General features: G+C 67.4%; 16 protein-coding genes, 5 tRNA genes and 1 pseudogene. 9 read left to right on the forward strand and 13 right to left on the reverse strand.

Annotation, left to right across the window (positions count from 1 at the left end; genetic code table 11):
• Window positions 1-54: 54 nt before the first annotated feature.
• Entirely contained in the window at window positions 55-549 is a 495-nt protein-coding gene (locus IMZ11_RS46420; RefSeq protein WP_308066879.1) for a replication initiator, read from the reverse strand.
• 174 nt (window positions 550-723) lie between these two features.
• Here IMZ11_RS46420 and IMZ11_RS32070 point away from each other — a divergent pair, with 174 nt between their 5' ends.
• Entirely contained in the window at window positions 724-1,323 is a 600-nt protein-coding gene (locus tag IMZ11_RS32070; protein ID WP_228646163.1) for a site-specific integrase, read from the forward strand.
• Window positions 1,324-1,430: 107 nt separating this feature from the next.
• Here the strand turns inward: IMZ11_RS32070 and IMZ11_RS32075 are convergent.
• Window positions 1,431-1,505, reverse strand: a tRNA-Lys gene (locus IMZ11_RS32075).
• A 69-nt stretch (window positions 1,506-1,574) separates the two neighbouring features.
• Window positions 1,575-2,732 carry an acyl-CoA dehydrogenase family protein gene (locus IMZ11_RS32080; protein WP_228646164.1) on the reverse strand — a complete coding sequence of 386 codons (1,158 nt, stop codon included), beginning with the start codon at window positions 2,730-2,732 and terminating at the stop codon, window positions 1,575-1,577.
• Window positions 2,733-2,818: 86 nt separating this feature from the next.
• Between IMZ11_RS32080 and IMZ11_RS32085 the strand changes: the two genes are divergently transcribed.
• Entirely contained in the window at window positions 2,819-3,256 is a 438-nt protein-coding gene (locus IMZ11_RS32085) for a PspC domain-containing protein (protein ID WP_228646165.1), read from the forward strand.
• Between the two features lies 1 nt (window position 3,257).
• Here the strand turns inward: IMZ11_RS32085 and IMZ11_RS32090 are convergent, their stop codons facing one another.
• Together IMZ11_RS32090 and IMZ11_RS32095 are read right to left on the reverse strand one after the other, a co-directional pair.
• Entirely contained in the window at window positions 3,258-4,541 is a 1,284-nt protein-coding gene (locus tag IMZ11_RS32090; protein WP_228646166.1) for an MFS transporter, read from the reverse strand.
• An 88-nt stretch (window positions 4,542-4,629) separates the two neighbouring features.
• A complete protein-coding gene (locus IMZ11_RS32095) occupies window positions 4,630-4,971 on the reverse strand; it encodes a metallopeptidase family protein (RefSeq protein ID WP_228646167.1) in 342 nt (113 codons plus the stop codon).
• Window positions 4,972-5,140: 169 nt separating this feature from the next.
• Between IMZ11_RS32095 and IMZ11_RS32100 the strand changes: the two genes are divergently transcribed.
• The 7 genes from IMZ11_RS32100 (at window position 5,141) to IMZ11_RS32130 (ending at window position 8,049) form a co-directional block, all read left to right on the forward strand.
• The gene (locus tag IMZ11_RS32100) at window positions 5,141-6,757 is read left to right on the forward strand and encodes a metallophosphoesterase (RefSeq protein ID WP_228646168.1); all 1,617 of its coding nucleotides are present in this window, start codon (window positions 5,141-5,143) and stop codon (window positions 6,755-6,757) included.
• Window positions 6,758-6,830, forward strand: a tRNA-Glu gene (locus IMZ11_RS32105).
• Window positions 6,831-6,934: 104 nt separating this feature from the next.
• Window positions 6,935-7,009: transfer RNA gene (locus IMZ11_RS32110), tRNA-Asp, on the forward strand.
• Window positions 7,010-7,028: 19 nt separating this feature from the next.
• Window positions 7,029-7,102, forward strand: a tRNA-Phe gene (locus tag IMZ11_RS32115).
• Window positions 7,103-7,489: 387 nt separating this feature from the next.
• Window positions 7,490-7,747, forward strand: coding sequence for a hypothetical protein (locus IMZ11_RS32120; protein ID WP_228646169.1), 258 nt, complete (start codon window positions 7,490-7,492; stop codon window positions 7,745-7,747).
• 3 nt (window positions 7,748-7,750) lie between these two features.
• On the forward strand, window positions 7,751-7,966 hold the full coding sequence (locus IMZ11_RS32125; protein ID WP_228646170.1) for a hypothetical protein: 216 nt from the start codon (window positions 7,751-7,753) through the stop codon (window positions 7,964-7,966).
• 14 nt (window positions 7,967-7,980) lie between these two features.
• Window positions 7,981-8,049 (forward strand) — tRNA-Phe (locus IMZ11_RS32130).
• Between the two features lie 249 nt (window positions 8,050-8,298).
• Here the strand turns inward: IMZ11_RS32130 and IMZ11_RS32135 are convergent.
• The 8 genes and pseudogenes from IMZ11_RS32135 to IMZ11_RS32170 all read right to left on the reverse strand — a co-directional run bounded on the left by IMZ11_RS32135 (window position 8,299) and on the right by IMZ11_RS32170 (window position 13,268).
• Window positions 8,299-9,351, reverse strand: coding sequence for a hypothetical protein (locus IMZ11_RS32135; protein ID WP_228646171.1), 1,053 nt, complete (start codon window positions 9,349-9,351; stop codon window positions 8,299-8,301).
• Between the two features lie 396 nt (window positions 9,352-9,747).
• Window positions 9,748-9,954: a hypothetical protein gene (locus tag IMZ11_RS32140; RefSeq protein ID WP_228646172.1), complete on the reverse strand. Its 207-nt coding sequence runs from the start codon at window positions 9,952-9,954 to the stop codon at window positions 9,748-9,750.
• A 157-nt stretch (window positions 9,955-10,111) separates the two neighbouring features.
• Window positions 10,112-10,726 (reverse strand): dihydrofolate reductase family protein, encoded by a 615-nt coding sequence (locus IMZ11_RS32145; protein WP_203886291.1) that lies wholly within the window; start codon window positions 10,724-10,726, stop codon window positions 10,112-10,114.
• A gap of 304 nt (window positions 10,727-11,030) precedes the next feature.
• Window positions 11,031-11,399 (reverse strand): VOC family protein, encoded by a 369-nt coding sequence (locus tag IMZ11_RS32150; protein WP_061254041.1) that lies wholly within the window; start codon window positions 11,397-11,399, stop codon window positions 11,031-11,033.
• 198 nt (window positions 11,400-11,597) lie between these two features.
• Window positions 11,598-11,978, reverse strand: a pseudogene (locus IMZ11_RS32155) (IS3 family transposase); the annotation flags it as partial.
• A gap of 59 nt (window positions 11,979-12,037) precedes the next feature.
• Window positions 12,038-12,523, reverse strand: coding sequence for a hypothetical protein (locus IMZ11_RS32160; protein ID WP_228646173.1), 486 nt, complete (start codon window positions 12,521-12,523; stop codon window positions 12,038-12,040).
• The gene (locus IMZ11_RS32165; RefSeq protein ID WP_228646174.1) at window positions 12,523-13,020 is read right to left on the reverse strand and encodes a MauE/DoxX family redox-associated membrane protein; all 498 of its coding nucleotides are present in this window, start codon (window positions 13,018-13,020) and stop codon (window positions 12,523-12,525) included. The genes IMZ11_RS32160 and IMZ11_RS32165 overlap by 1 nt, the downstream gene beginning before the upstream one ends.
• Before the next feature lie 68 nt (window positions 13,021-13,088).
• Window positions 13,089-13,268 (reverse strand): hypothetical protein, encoded by a 180-nt coding sequence (locus IMZ11_RS32170; RefSeq protein ID WP_228646175.1) that lies wholly within the window; start codon window positions 13,266-13,268, stop codon window positions 13,089-13,091.
• Window positions 13,269-13,353 lie beyond the last annotated feature (85 nt).

Consider the following 13,353-nt stretch of genomic DNA (forward strand, 5'->3'; position numbering starts at 1 on the left):
AGATACCTGATCAGATTCGGGAAGGTACACCCCTTCCCGTCAGATCCACAGGTTTCAAGCATTGCTCGGGTAGCTCTGGCAAATCACATTGAGCGACAGGCCGCATGCGCTGATCTCGTTCGCGCCGTCGAATAGGGACGCGGGCGGATAAGCGGCGCTGAACGCCGAACGGGGTGGGAGGAGTGGCCAGGGGAGATCACCTCGTCTCCCCCGGCAGGGTTGGCGTCCGTGGTGTCGGTCAACTGTCCTCCTTTCCGATCTCGGGGAAGCGTCGGCGCGGAGTTCGACGAGGTGGCGCTGATAGTCGTCGGCCTCGTCGGGGGTGTTGACCGGCTCGTGGTCGAGGTACCAGCCCTCCCGGCACTGGGCCATGCGCAGTTGCCGGTTCCGCTTCGCGCATGGCGGGCATTTGCTTTCGAGCGTGGCACCGCACGGCACGTCAACGGTTTCGAGCTCACCGGTGATGGTGTCGAGCCGCCGGAGGGCGATGGGGCGGATGCACACGCCGTACTGCTTGGCGATCTCTTCGACGACTCGGCGTGACACCACTACTCGTCACACCGGAAGGCCGATTCCGGCCTCAAAGCGGCGACCGTTAAGCAGATCCACGGGCTGATCAGGAACGCGCTCGCCGATGCCGAGCGGGAAGAGCTGGTTCACCGCAACGTCGCCAAGCTGGTCAAGCCGCCATCGGTTCGGCGGGAAGAGGCGAGAGTCCTGACGATGGAGGAGGCCAAGAAGCTGCTCGACACGATCAAGGGCGACCGGCTCGAAGCGTTCTGGATCTGCGCCCTGACACTCGGGCTACGGCGTGGGGAGCTGCTCGGGCTCCGCTGGGATGACATCGATTTCGGCAACGGGCAGCTCGCCGTACGGCAGACGCTCCAGCGGGCAGACGGAAGCCTTCAGCTCGTCGATCCGAAGACCGACCGATCACGTCGGACCGTCCCCGTTCCGGAACCGACTCTTGCCGCTCTCCGCCGACACCGGCGTACCCAGGCGGCCGAGCAACTCGCTTCGGGAGAGCGGTGGAAGGATCACGGGCTCGTCTTCGCCTCGACCATCGGCACGCCGATCGAACCGGGGAATCTCTCGGCGCGGTGGCGTAAGGCGCGGACACAGGCGGGCCTCGAATGGTTGAGGCTGCACGACCTCCGCCACGCCTGCGCGTCCTACCTGCTGGCCTGTGGAGCGTCGCCGCGCACGGTGATGAAGACCCTCGGGCACAGCCAGATCGCGTTGACCATGAACACCTACGCGCACGTGCTCCCGGATGTCGAGCGGGCGGCCATCGACGCCGTCGCCAAGAAGCTCTTCGGGTGACTCCACAGCATCAGGGCCGGACTCCCACGATGGGGGTTCCGGCCCTCTTGGCTGTAAAAGGTGGCTGTAACACCCCTCAGAACAAGATCTGTAACTGGTGTTTTGCCTGGTGGGGCGCCAGGGATTCGAACCCTGAACCTACGGATTAAAAGTCCGCTGCTCTGCCATTGAGCTAGCACCCCTTGCTAGAAGCAGGGTACAGAGCGTACCCCGCCTCCGGCGACGTGCTTTACCGCGATCACGATAGCGGGTCAGCGGAAGGCATCCAGCCCTGTGAGCGCCTTGCCCAGCGTCAGCAGATGCACTTCCTGGGTGCCCTCGTAGGTCAGCACGCTCTCCAGGTTGTTCATGTGCCGGATCACGGGGTACTCCAGGGTGATCCCATTGGCGCCGAGTACGGAGCGGGCCTGGCGGGCGATGTCCAGCGCCGCACGGACGTTCGCCAGCTTGCCGAAGCTGATCTGCTGCGGCCTGAGGGTGCCCGCCTCTTTCAGCCGACCGAGGTGCAGGGCGGTGAGCCCGGACTGTTCGTGGGCGACGGCCATCCACGCCAGCTTCTCCTGGGTGAGCTGGAAGGCCCCGATCGGCTTGCCGAACTGCACGCGCGTCTTGGCGTAGTCGACGGCGGCCTCCAGGCACGCGCGGCCCGCGCCGACGACGCCCCACAGGATGCCGAACCTGGCCTCGCTCAGGCACGACAGCGGGCCCTTCAGCCCGGTCACGCCCGGCAGTACGGCCGAGGCCGGCAGGCGTACGTCGTCGAAGTACAGCGAGGACGTCACGGAGGCGCGCAGCGACAGCTTCCGGTGGATCTCCGGCGCGGAGAACCCGGGGGTGTCGGTCGGGACCACGAAGCCGCGGATGCCGCCGTCCGTCTGTGCCCAGACCACGGCCACGTCGGCGATCGAGCCGTTGGTGATCCACATTTTGGCGCCGTTGAGGATCCAGTCGCCGGACGGGTCCTGCTTGGCGTTGGTGCGCATCCCGGCGGGGTCGGACCCCTGGTCGGGCTCGGTCAGCCCGAAGCATCCGATGGCCTCGCCCGCGGCCATGCGCGGCAGCCATTCCTGCTTCTGCTCCTCGGACCCGTACTTCCAGATCGGGAACATCGCCAGGGAACCCTGGACCGAGACGAAGGAGCGCAGACCCGAGTCGCCCGCCTCCAGTTCGCGGCAGGCCACGCCGTACGAGACGGCGTCGAGGCCGGCGCAGCCGTAGCCGTCGAGGTGCATGCCGAGCACGCCGAGCGATCCGAGCTGCGGGGCGAGCTCGCGGGCGGGGAAGACGGCCTCTTCGAACCACTCGGCGACGTCGGGAAGGACGCGGTCGGCGACGAACGTCTGTACGGCGTCCCTGATCATGCGCTGCTCGGGGGTGAGCTGATCGTCGAGGTTCAGCAGGTCATCCATGACAGCCAGCGTATCGGGGCCTTATCGGGGTTTGGCCAGGGGGAATCCCGATGCACATGTCTCGGAGAAAGAGGCACGCTGGAAGCATGAACGAGACACACAGCAACAGTTCGGTCAAGCAGCTCCGGCGGACCAAGAACGGCAGGGTCGTGGCCGGTGTGTGCTCTGGAATCGGGGAGTACATCGGCGTCGACGCCAACATCCTCCGGGTCGCCCTCGCCGTCGCCACGTTCTTCGGCGGCCTCGGCGTCGGCATCTACGCGGTGGCCTGGCTGCTCATTCCCGAGGAGGACAAGAACTCCTCCATCGTGCAGGACCTCGTGAACAAGAACAAGGACGGGCACGCCTGGCAGGACGCCAAGACGAGGTGGGACCGCGCCCAGCACGCCTGGTCGCAGCCCACCCAGCAGCCCACCCAGCAGCCCGCTCAGCCGTACGGGCAGGGTGGCGGCTACGAGCAGCACCCGTACGCCCAGCCCGCTCAGGCGCCGAAGCCGCAGGAGCCGCAGGGCCCGCAGGCGTGACTCACGCCGCCCGTACCTCCGCGATGATCTCCGTACGGGACTCGGTCCAGGCCATGGCCAGCCATGCCGCGAGGGAGAGTCCGGCCGCGCCGGCCAGGGCGACCACCGGCTCCGGACCGAGTTCCTGGGCGACGGCGCCCCCGATCAGAATGCCGGCGCCCTGGGCCGCCAGCAGCCCCGACTGAACGATTCCGAACGCCTGGCCCCGCCGGTCCGCGGGGACGCACTGCACGAAAGCCGCGTTCGCCGCGAGCTGGTACGCGCCGCCGATCCCCGACAGGACCCAGAGCAACAGAACGCCGACGAGCGGCGGCCGCATCGCGCACACGATGAGCGGCGCGCACGTCAGCATCGCCATCCACCCCATCGCCCTCAGGCGCGCCGACGGCGCGACGAACCGGCTGAAAACGAACGCGCCGATCACGGTCCCGGTCGGCATCGCGGCCATGAGCAGGCCGGCGACTGCGGGCACGGGCAGCGTCCCGTCATCGAGCTCCATGGCGTACGGCACGGCGATGCCCTCGGGCAGCACGTAGAACCCGCAGAGCCACGCGAACAGCACCAGGGTGCGTAGTCGCCGCTCCCCGAAGACGAGGCGGCCTCCGGCCCTGGTCATGGTCCACATCGAGGGACGGCCTCCGGAGCGCGCGGGAGAGCCGCGCCGCCGTACGCCGGCGACGATGACCAGAGCGGACCCCAGGAAGGTGGCCGCGTCGAGCGCGAGCGCGCGGTACGGCCCGAGGCCGGCGATGACGGCGCCTCCGGCGGCGAACCCCAGCATCTGGACGGCCTGGTTGGTGACGTTCTGCAGCGCGGAACCGACGACGTACCGGTCGCCTTCGAGCACTTCGGGCAGCAGCGCCGCGCGTGCCGCGGAGAAGGGCGCGCTCAGCAGGACGACGCAGAAGACGAGCCCGCAGAGCGCGCCGAACGGCATTCCCGGTATGGCGGTGACGGCGACGAGACCGGCTCTGAGTACGTCGCAGGCGAGCATGATGCGCCTGCGCGGGTAGCGGTCGGCCAGTCCGGCGAGCAGCGGCCCCCCGACGATCGGCGGCAGGTAGGTCAGCGCGTAGACGCTGGCGGTGGCGAGAGCGGACTGGGTCCGGTTGTAGACGAGGATGGCCAGCGCGACCTGGGCGAGCTGGTCGCCGAGCAGGGACATGCCCTGGCCGAGCCAGAGGGCGCGGAACTCGCCGATGGCGATGACCTCGCCGTAGGTCGCCTGGCCTTCGACGGGACGGCGGTGCTTTCCAGGTGGCCGAACGGGCCTGGTCGCCGCCATTTCACCCCGCAGAGGTCACCCGTACGAACCGTGTTCAGTATGTCACCTACAGTGCCCACGGTGCCGTCGTTTCACAACTCCGGATGGATCACCAGCCGAGTTCGTGCAGCCTCTCGTCGTCGATGCCGAAATGGTGCGCGATCTCGTGGACCACGGTGATGCGCACCTCCTCGACGACCTCCTCGGGTGTCTGGCAGATCTCCAGGGTGGGATTGCGGTAGATCTCGATCCGATCCGGGAGGACACCGGAGTACCAGTCGCCGCGCTCGGTCAGCGGTATGCCGGTGTAGAGGCCGAGAAGGCCGGGTTCGGGAGGGTCGTCCACGACGACCACCACCACGTTGTCCATGACCTTGGCCAGTCCGGGCGGGACCGTGTCCAGCGCCTCGGAAACGAGCTCCTCGAACCTGTCCAGGGGGAGGTCGATCATGTCTCCATCGTGTCACCGAGACATCACCGTCGCGATACCGCCGTACGGTCGACGGACCAGCTGGCCGGCGGGCCGATGAGATGAACATCACAGCGGGCGATGCCGCGCACGCCGGATTCACCGGATCCGCCGTCGCGATCACCCGTGGATTCGGGTAAGCAGGAAAAGCATGGAGACAACGGATTGGAAGGGGACCGTCCGGCGGCTGAGCAGGGGCCGCGTGGCCGGAGTGCTGGCGGTCGTCGTGGTCGCGATGGCCGGAGCGTGGCTCGGGCTCGCGCTCGGCGCCTCCATCCAGACGTCCATGGGTCCCGCGGACGTTCAGATGTCCTTCCAGCCGACCTGGCGCGGCGAGTCCGTCATCGACGTCCGTCCGCTCGGGACCCTGCGGTTCGACTCCCACCACGGCCCGGTACGGCTCACGCTCGGCATCGAGGCGGTCCACCCCGACGTGGCCCAGGAGATCCTGGACAACCCGGAGTGGGCCGACCGGCTGCCCGAGACCATAGAAAGGGACCTGATCGACGGGCTACGGCGACTGGCGATCCGGGCGCTGCTTTTCGCGGTGGCCGGGGGCTTCCTGACGGGCCTGGTCGTGTTCCGCCGGATCTCGCGGGCGGCCTGGACGAGCGTCGGCGCCCTGGTCGCCGTGGCCGCGGTCGGCGTGGCGTCGGTGCTGACGTTCAACCCGCGCTCCGTCTCCGAGCCGCGCTACACCGGGCTGCTCACCGGGGTCCCGTCGCTCATCGGCAGTGCGGAGTCGATCGTGACGCGGTTCGACGAGTACCGCGGCCAACTCGCCAAGCTGGTGACCAACGTCTCCCAGCTCTACGAGGCGGGGTCCACGTTGCCGATCTACAACCCGGACCCGGGCACGATCCGCGTCCTGCACGTCTCCGACCTGCACATCAACCCCGTGGGATGGAACGTCATCCGGTCACTCAAAGAACAGTTCAAGGTCGATCTGATCGTCGACACGGGCGATATCAGCGACCACGGGACCCGGGCGGAGAACCCGTACGTCGAGGAGATCGGCAAGCTCGGTGTGCCGTACGTCTACGTCCGGGGCAACCACGACTCCGCGGTCACCCAGCGCGCGGTCGCCAAGCAGAAGAACGCGATCGTGCTGGACGGCGCCGCCAAGACGGTCAAGGGGCTGCGGATCTTCGGGATCGGTGACCCCCGGTTCACCCCCGACAAGTCGCTGCAGCCCACCGGGAGTGACCCCGATCTGGTCAACCTCGGGCGCACCCATGCCGTACGGCTCGCGCCGCCGGAGCGGCCGAGTTCCGTGGCCGCGCCGGCGCCGGAGAGGATCCCGGTCGATCTCGTCGCGGTGCACGATCCCACCGTTGGCCGGGCCCTGTCGGGTTCCACGGCCCTGGTGCTGGCCGGGCACGTGCACAAGCGATCGACCGAACTGCTGCCCACCGGGACCCGGGTGATGATCCAGGGATCGACCGGAGGAGCCGGGCTGCGCGGCCTCGAACACGAGGAGCCCACGCCGCTTGAGGCGTCCGTTCTGTACTTCAGCAAGGACACCCATCGCCTGCAGGCCTGGGACGACATCACCGTTGGGGGCCTGGGAGAGCAGTGGATCCAGTGCCAGCGGCATATCGAGCCGGAGCCTGGCCGTACAATTCTTCCGGAGCCAACGAACGTCCCGTCTCCAACGGGAACGATCAGCGGCACACCGTCGCCGGTCGCTTTGGCATCACGGGCAAACGTCCCCTATGCTTCAGAGGTCTCCGACGGAAGACGGAACGGAACGGGGCGAAAGCCCTGAGCCCCCATCGTCTAGCGGCCTAGGACACCGCCCTTTCAAGGCGGCGGCACGGGTTCGAATCCCGTTGGGGGCACTGGCGAGCGCAAGCTCACCGGGGAAACGGAAGGTCGAAGACCTCCGAAGAACTGGTAAGCTAAGCAAGCCGAACAAAATGGAAGCGAAAAACTTCCTACACAAGGTCCTGTAGAGCAGTTTGGAGTGCTCGCCACCCTGTCAAGGTGGAGGTCGCGGGTTCAAGTCCCGTCAGGACCGCTCACGGCGTAAGCCGTAGGGTCAGGTAGCTCAGTTGGTACGAGCGTCCGCCTGAAAAGCGGAAGGTCGGCAGTTCGACCCTGCCCCTGACCACACTTTCTGAACAGCAAGAACGCCCCGAGCCGATCATGGCCCGGGGCGCTTTTCGTTGGGTCTGACGACAACGCTGACGACAACATGCCCATGGTTCTTTGCGGCTGATCTTTTTGTCTGCCTCGGTCGGTAGCGTCCTGCGTACTTCAGTGCAGGTGCGTGATCGGCTGAGAGGGCGAATCGTTGGGCGCTTCAGGGTGGGATTACTTCACTCCGTATCAACAGGATGCTTCGGCTGCCCTCGCCGCGGCGCATGAACGTGCGTTCAGTGAGGGCGACTACTTCTGGCTCTACGACGGGCGCTGGGGATCTCCTGAGCGGCCTCGGCCTTCCACGATTGAGGAGCTGTGGGAGGACGAGGGTGTGCGGCATTCGTTCACTCACTCGGTGTTGGACATCTTCAGGGTCCTCGGCCAGGGCGAGGAGCCTGAGGTCTGCTCAGCCAGGCCGCTCACCGCCGAGGAGATAACGAGAGTGCTCGGCTCGTCGTGGCCGACGCGTGCGGACTTCGAGCGGAGATATGAGGAGGCGTACGAAGAGTTGGACGGCCTGCTCGAAGAGCGCGGCTATGCCTGTTTCACCGTGTTGTATGACGAGCAGCGGCATCCCAGCGAGATCGTGTTCTGGGGAGTTACCGGGGACTGATCGATGGGAAAGCAGAACGCCTCGGGCACCATGTCCGAGGCGTTCCCATCGAGATCGTTATCAGCCGAGGGCATCGCCGAGCTTGCCCAGGGCGGCGCGTTTGTCGTCGAGGGAAGAGTGCGCGTAGATGGTCATCGTGACCTCGATGTCGGAGTGTCCGACGATCTCACAACGTTGGCCACCGCGGGCATCCGGCGGCAGCCGTACACCACGCTCTGACCACGGTCTCCGGCATGGGAGCAGGGTGATCGCTCCGCCTGAAAAGCGGAAGGTCGGCAGTTCGACCCTGCCCCTGAACACCAGCTTTGAACATCAAAAAGCCCCGAACGGAGCATCGTTCGGGGCCTTTTTGATGTTCGCTGACAGCGACAGCAACGTCGCCTCCGGCTTTCAGATATGGAGGCCAGGTAGCGGTTGGCCGAAGACGGCAACAGGCTTCCCGTGGGGAGATCGAGGACTGATCCGGCTGTCCCGTCTTCCTCGCTCGTGTTGTGCGCCGAGATGGATTGTCACCGGCGCCGGCAGGGCCCCGGCGCTCTGATGCTGGGCGGTCAGGTCAGCTCGTAGATCAGGAGGGTGCCGTCCACGCGCCGGGCCAGAGCCCATAGCCGGGTGCTGCTCGGTACCGGGACGATGTCCACGATTCCCGCCCACCCCCCTCCCGCGGGCAGCGTCGATTTGGTCATACGGCCGCCGCGGAAGTTGAGCACGTACGACTGGGCGTGGGCGGGGTTGGCGGCGACCCACACGCCGCCGACCCGGTCCGCGCGGATGGCAGGCAGCCAGGTCTTGGCCAACGGCAGGTTCAGCCACCTCCACGCGGTGCCGTTCCAGCGCACGATCATGCCGCGGTCGGGCACCTCGCAGGACCCGGACCGCTCGAAGGCGCCCTGCGTCACCAGCCACACGTCGTCGTGGGCGCGGGCCGCCATGCCGTAGAAGCGGCCGGCGGGGGAAGGGGGGCAGCCAGGCGCGGGAGGCAGGGGAGCGGTGACCCATCCGGAGCCGTTCCGCCGTATCACCGTTGTCGCTCCCGGGGGATGGATCAGTGCCCATGCCTCGCCCCCGTTGGGGGCGGCGACGAGCGAGATCTGGTCAAGGTCGCCGTACGGGCTCGGCTTGGGGACCGGTTTCCACGAGTGGCCGTCCCAATGGCTGAGTCCGGATCCGGAGTAGTCGTCCGGGCCGCCGTGTTCGGATATCCAGACGTCGTCCTTGGCTCCGACGGCGACGGATCGACGCTCGTACTTGCTGGTCCACGGGCGGGACACCCACTGGCCGCCGGTCAGCTGGAACGGGCGGTCCCCGGAGAACATCCACAGGTCGTCCCCTGAGGGGGAGGCGGCGAACCGCGCGTTGTAGGCGCTGACGCCCTTCGGCAGCACGGTGGTCCGCCAAGAGGCGCCGTCCCAGCGGAGCATCGTCGAGCTGATCTGCTGCCGGTCGTGCTGGAGGAGGGCCCAGGCCTGTCCCTGTCCTGTGGCGCCTATCGTGCCGGTCCATCCCCGCACCGCGTACGTGAGCCGCCACGTGGCCGCCCACGTCGCCTGTACGTCCGCGCCGCAGACCGCGAGCAGGAGGACGAGGACAGTCGCGAATTTCACGAACGATCACGCTATCTCGCACGAAGGGGGTGTGGCTGGATCTTGGTTACATGATGTAGGCAGTACTGCCATCCCCCTTGGCCTTCAAGAGGTCGGACTTGCCGTGGCTCTCCTTGGTCGGGTGCGGCACGGCACGGCGGGTTCCGTGACGGCAATGCTGACGGCAACGTCGGCCACCAAGCTCACACGAAGGGCACCCCGGACGGCCGGCTGACTCCACGTAGCGGCTGGGGAGCAGGGTGATTGCCACACCTGAAAAGCGGAAGGTCGGCAGTTCGACCCTGCCCCTGACCACACTTTCTGAACAGCAAGAACGCCCCGAGCCGATCATGGCCCGGGGCGCTTTTCGTTGGGCTTGACGACAACCCTGACGGCAACGTCCGACACATGCTGATTTCAGCTTGCGAGCCGCAGCCAGACGGGGCGTCCTGTCAGGATCTCGCGCCGTGTGGTTTCGCTGAGCTTCTCGCCGAGAAGATGGGTGGTCTCCGCCAGGTCGGTTGCTCGTTGGGCCAGTTGCTCATCTTGAGGGGCCTTGGCCCACATGCTGTTTGCCGGGGGCCTTGCGCTTCTCTCGAGAGACGCATGCGCGTAGATGGTCATGGTCACCTCGATGTCGCTATGGCCAACGATGTCGCGGACGATCTAGGGCGGAACACCGAGGTTGAGCAGGATCGTCACACAGGTATGCCGCCATCGGACGATCACATCGCCGACCACCGGATGTGGCGCCGCTACGGCGATCCTCCCGAGAAGGCCGCTACTTCCCGCCGGGCACCTGGTCCTTGACCTCGTCGTAGCCGACCTTGGTGGGTGCCTCGGTCGGCGAGTAGATCACGCGGATCACGCCCGTCGGAAACGCCTCTGTCGCCGTCATTCTCAGGTGGTACGGCGCTTCGCCGTCGTCGAACAGCCTGCGGCCCTTACGCGCCGCCACCGGGTGCACCAGCAGGCGCAGCTCATCGACCAGCCCCGCGGCGAGCAACTGCTGCACCACGGAGATCGAGCCGGGGATGAGGATGCCTCTGATGCCGGCATCGGCCTTGAGCGAGGTGACGGCATCGAGGAGATCGCCTTTGATCAGCTCGGAGTTGCGCCAGGAGAACTCCAGCGGCTGGCGCGAGACGACCACCTTGCGCACGTCCCCGAGTTGCTTGGCGAACGGTGCGTCGTCCCCACCCGCCGCCTCGCGGTCGGGCCAGGCTCCGGCGAAGCTGTCGTAGGTCTCCCTGCCGATGAGCAGCACATCAGCGGTGTCATAATCCTCGCCGACGGCGCGGCCCATGTTCTCGTCGAAATAGGGGAAGTGCCAATCGGGGTTGATCTCGGCCACACCGTCGGCCGAGATGAACAGCGTGGAGATGACCTTTGCCATCGCGATGATCCCTTCGAGTCAGGCGGTATCGGTAGGTAGACCGGTGCAGCATCCCAAACTCATCGCCGGCCACAGACCCGTCCCGATGGAGAGTCGGCATTTCGAGGTCGGCGTGATGCGTCGGCACAGTTTCGTCGACCGGATGCAGATGGGCGACCGGGTTCCTCGAGCCCTGTCGTTCTGTCCCGACCGGTGATGCGTTCAAGGGATCTCGATCAGCCCGCACCCTCTGCGACAGAAGCGGGCATGTTCGGTGGGACGCGGACGCGCATGCGTGCTCCGGAGCGTGGATGAAGCGGTGAGTTCAGCGGGATTGGTGGCAGACTGCCTCGACGTTGTTGCCATCGGGATCGCGTACGAAGGCGCCGTAGTAGTCCGGGTGGTACTCCGGCCAGACCCGCGGCTCATGCAGGACCTCCGCGCCGGCGCCGATGGCCGCGGCGAAGAAGGCATCGACGAACTGGCGGTCGGTTGCCGTGAAAGCGATGTGCGACTCGCGGAAACCGTCGCCGGTCGACTGCTGGCCAATCCAGAACGTGGGGCGGTCAACGCCGTATCCGATGACTGGACCGAATTCCATGATCCGTCGGCCGCCGAGCGGCGCCAGAACAGCGTCGTAGAAGGCCGCGCTCTTGACGAGATCTCCGCACTGAATCGACAAGTGATCAAGCATGGCGGCAGTCTGCCAGACGGCACCGACTGAACCGCCCCGCTTCGGTGGAGACCTCAGGGGTTGATTCCAACGAGTTCGCTGGACTGGTGTTGAGCGTAGTAGAGGGCTTCGTACTCATCCGGCGGAATGTTGCCGATGGAGGAATGCAGACGGGTGGTGTTGAACCACTCGATGACCCGCGGGGTTGGAGGTGGCACGCATCCGCCGCTCCACCGTGCACCGGGCCACCTGATGGCCCTCGCGCGGCAGCTGCCGCCAGACCTTCCGGGCGCCATAGGCGCGGTAGTTGGCGGTGCGGATCCGCATGATGTGGTCATCCAGCTCGGCATCGCGGATCGCGCGGGCCGAGGGCGGCTGCTTCAGCTCGGCCGATTCATCGCTGGTGGTGCCCGGGCGTGTGCCTTCGTCGATCTAGGCCTGGCGGACCCACTTGCGCAGTGTCTCGGCGGTGCCGATGCCGAGCTTGGCGGCGTCGGCGTTGATCGCGGCCCATTCGGTCGGGTAGTCCGGGCGGACCTCGGCGACCATCCGCACCGCACGCTTACGCAGCTCTGCGGGATAGGGGGCCTTGGCTGCCATGACTCGATCGTCTCAAGGGAACGAGCCGCCACCGAAGCCGGAGCGCTTCACATCGTGGGTCATGCGGTGACGGGGGCGCCAAGCCCGGCCACGGTGACCGCGCGCGACCTGACCCGGCCGGAGTCGTCGAGCAGGTAGAAGGCGGGGAAGGCGGAGTTGGGGAAGGCCAGGCAGACCGGCCCGTTGGTGGGCTCGGTGACCACGGTGGCGCTGCCGCGCAGCGTGTCCGCGTAGCTCTCCCCGTCGGGGCCGGACACGACGGCGAGCACCTGCGAGGGGGAGTAGCCCGCATTGGCGACGAGTTGGAGGAACGGCGGCAGTTGCCCGGGGCAGGCCTGGCACTCGGTGTCGAAGAAGCCGATCACCGCGGGCCGCCCGATCCCGGGCACGTCGGGGACGGTCGACCCCAACGGCAGCAGCGGTGGCCCCGAGGGAGCGGCGTGCTGCTCGGTGTGGCGCATCCTGCGGATCACCGCGAGCGTCAGCACCAGGTTGAGCGCGCTCACGACGCCCAGGATGACCAGGGCTGCGATGACGTACGGCATCAGAGGTTCCTCTCCAGGAGAAGGTCGGCGAGGTCGTCGAAGAGCACGAGCACGGCGGCGAGCACCGCGGCGGCGACCAGCGCCAGCACCACCCCGGCGAGTTCGACGCTCCCGCCCGGCATCACCCAGCCGGTGACCGCGACCGCGATCAGAAGCAGGTTGCGCACGATCTGGGCGCGGCTCAGCGGAGCGGCGGTGACGCCGAAGCACCGGCAGGTGGCGGCGGAGCCGCGGCGCAGGGCCAGCAGAATTGCGGTGGCGAAAGCCGCCAGCATCACGGCGGCCAGCACGAATCCCGCGCGCTCGCCAAGGACGAGCAGCGCCACGGCGGCGCTCTCGCCGGCCAGTACGGCTACCGCGACCGGCGCGGCGGGCAGGCCGGGAGCCAGACCGGGGACGGAGGACATGAAGGCGCGCCAGCCGGTGGCCTTGCCCGCCAGCGCGGCCAGGAAGACGAGGCAGAGCACGGCCCTGCAGCCCAGCTCTATGTACGGCATGGCACTCCTTCACAGGTGGGGCCCGCCCACGACCCCCTGCGGAAGGGCCGCGGGCGGGGTGTGGAGGGTCAGCAGCACTCGTAGCAGGACACGTAGGTCGTGCAGTTCGACCGCGTGCAGGTCCATGCGCTGTGGTCGAGCCAGCGGTGGCACCAGCACTCGTAGGGGCACGCCGCGGCGTCCGCGGTGGTGGCGGGCAGCATGGCGCCGAGCATCCGGTCGCCCAATGCCTTCAGTGTGCGAGTCATCCGACCTCCTGGGTGAGAGGGGCTGTATCGGCCTGATCATCGCCACCGGGTCAGGGGAGGGGCAATCCTTTCGGACCACCACCGA

This window comes from Microtetraspora sp. AC03309, assembly GCF_020826795.1.
Lineage (GTDB): Bacteria > Actinomycetota > Actinomycetes > Streptosporangiales > Streptosporangiaceae > Microtetraspora > Microtetraspora glauca.

Coding starts and splice junctions, on each gene's coding strand:
- IMZ11_RS32085 (WP_228646165.1), top strand. CDS start 2,819: ATGAACGAGACACACAGCAACAGTTCGGTCAAGCAGCTCCGGCGGACC.
- IMZ11_RS32170 (WP_228646175.1), bottom strand. CDS start 13,268: ATGACTCGCACACTGAAGGCATTGGGCGACCGGATGCTCGGCGCCATG.
- IMZ11_RS32090 (WP_228646166.1), bottom strand. CDS start 4,541: ATGGCGGCGACCAGGCCCGTTCGGCCACCTGGAAAGCACCGCCGTCCC.
- IMZ11_RS32100 (WP_228646168.1), top strand. CDS start 5,141: ATGGAGACAACGGATTGGAAGGGGACCGTCCGGCGGCTGAGCAGGGGC.
- IMZ11_RS32150 (WP_061254041.1), bottom strand. CDS start 11,399: ATGCTTGATCACTTGTCGATTCAGTGCGGAGATCTCGTCAAGAGCGCG.
- IMZ11_RS32070 (WP_228646163.1), top strand. CDS start 724: ATGGAGGAGGCCAAGAAGCTGCTCGACACGATCAAGGGCGACCGGCTC.
- IMZ11_RS32140 (WP_228646172.1), bottom strand. CDS start 9,954: ATGACCATCTACGCGCATGCGTCTCTCGAGAGAAGCGCAAGGCCCCCG.
- IMZ11_RS32160 (WP_228646173.1), bottom strand. CDS start 12,523: ATGCCGTACGTCATCGCAGCCCTGGTCATCCTGGGCGTCGTGAGCGCG.
- IMZ11_RS32125 (WP_228646170.1), top strand. CDS start 7,751: ATGGGAAAGCAGAACGCCTCGGGCACCATGTCCGAGGCGTTCCCATCG.
- IMZ11_RS32080 (WP_228646164.1), bottom strand. CDS start 2,732: ATGGATGACCTGCTGAACCTCGACGATCAGCTCACCCCCGAGCAGCGC.
- IMZ11_RS32145 (WP_203886291.1), bottom strand. CDS start 10,726: ATGGCAAAGGTCATCTCCACGCTGTTCATCTCGGCCGACGGTGTGGCC.
- IMZ11_RS32165 (WP_228646174.1), bottom strand. CDS start 13,020: ATGCCGTACATAGAGCTGGGCTGCAGGGCCGTGCTCTGCCTCGTCTTC.
- IMZ11_RS32095 (WP_228646167.1), bottom strand. CDS start 4,971: ATGATCGACCTCCCCCTGGACAGGTTCGAGGAGCTCGTTTCCGAGGCG.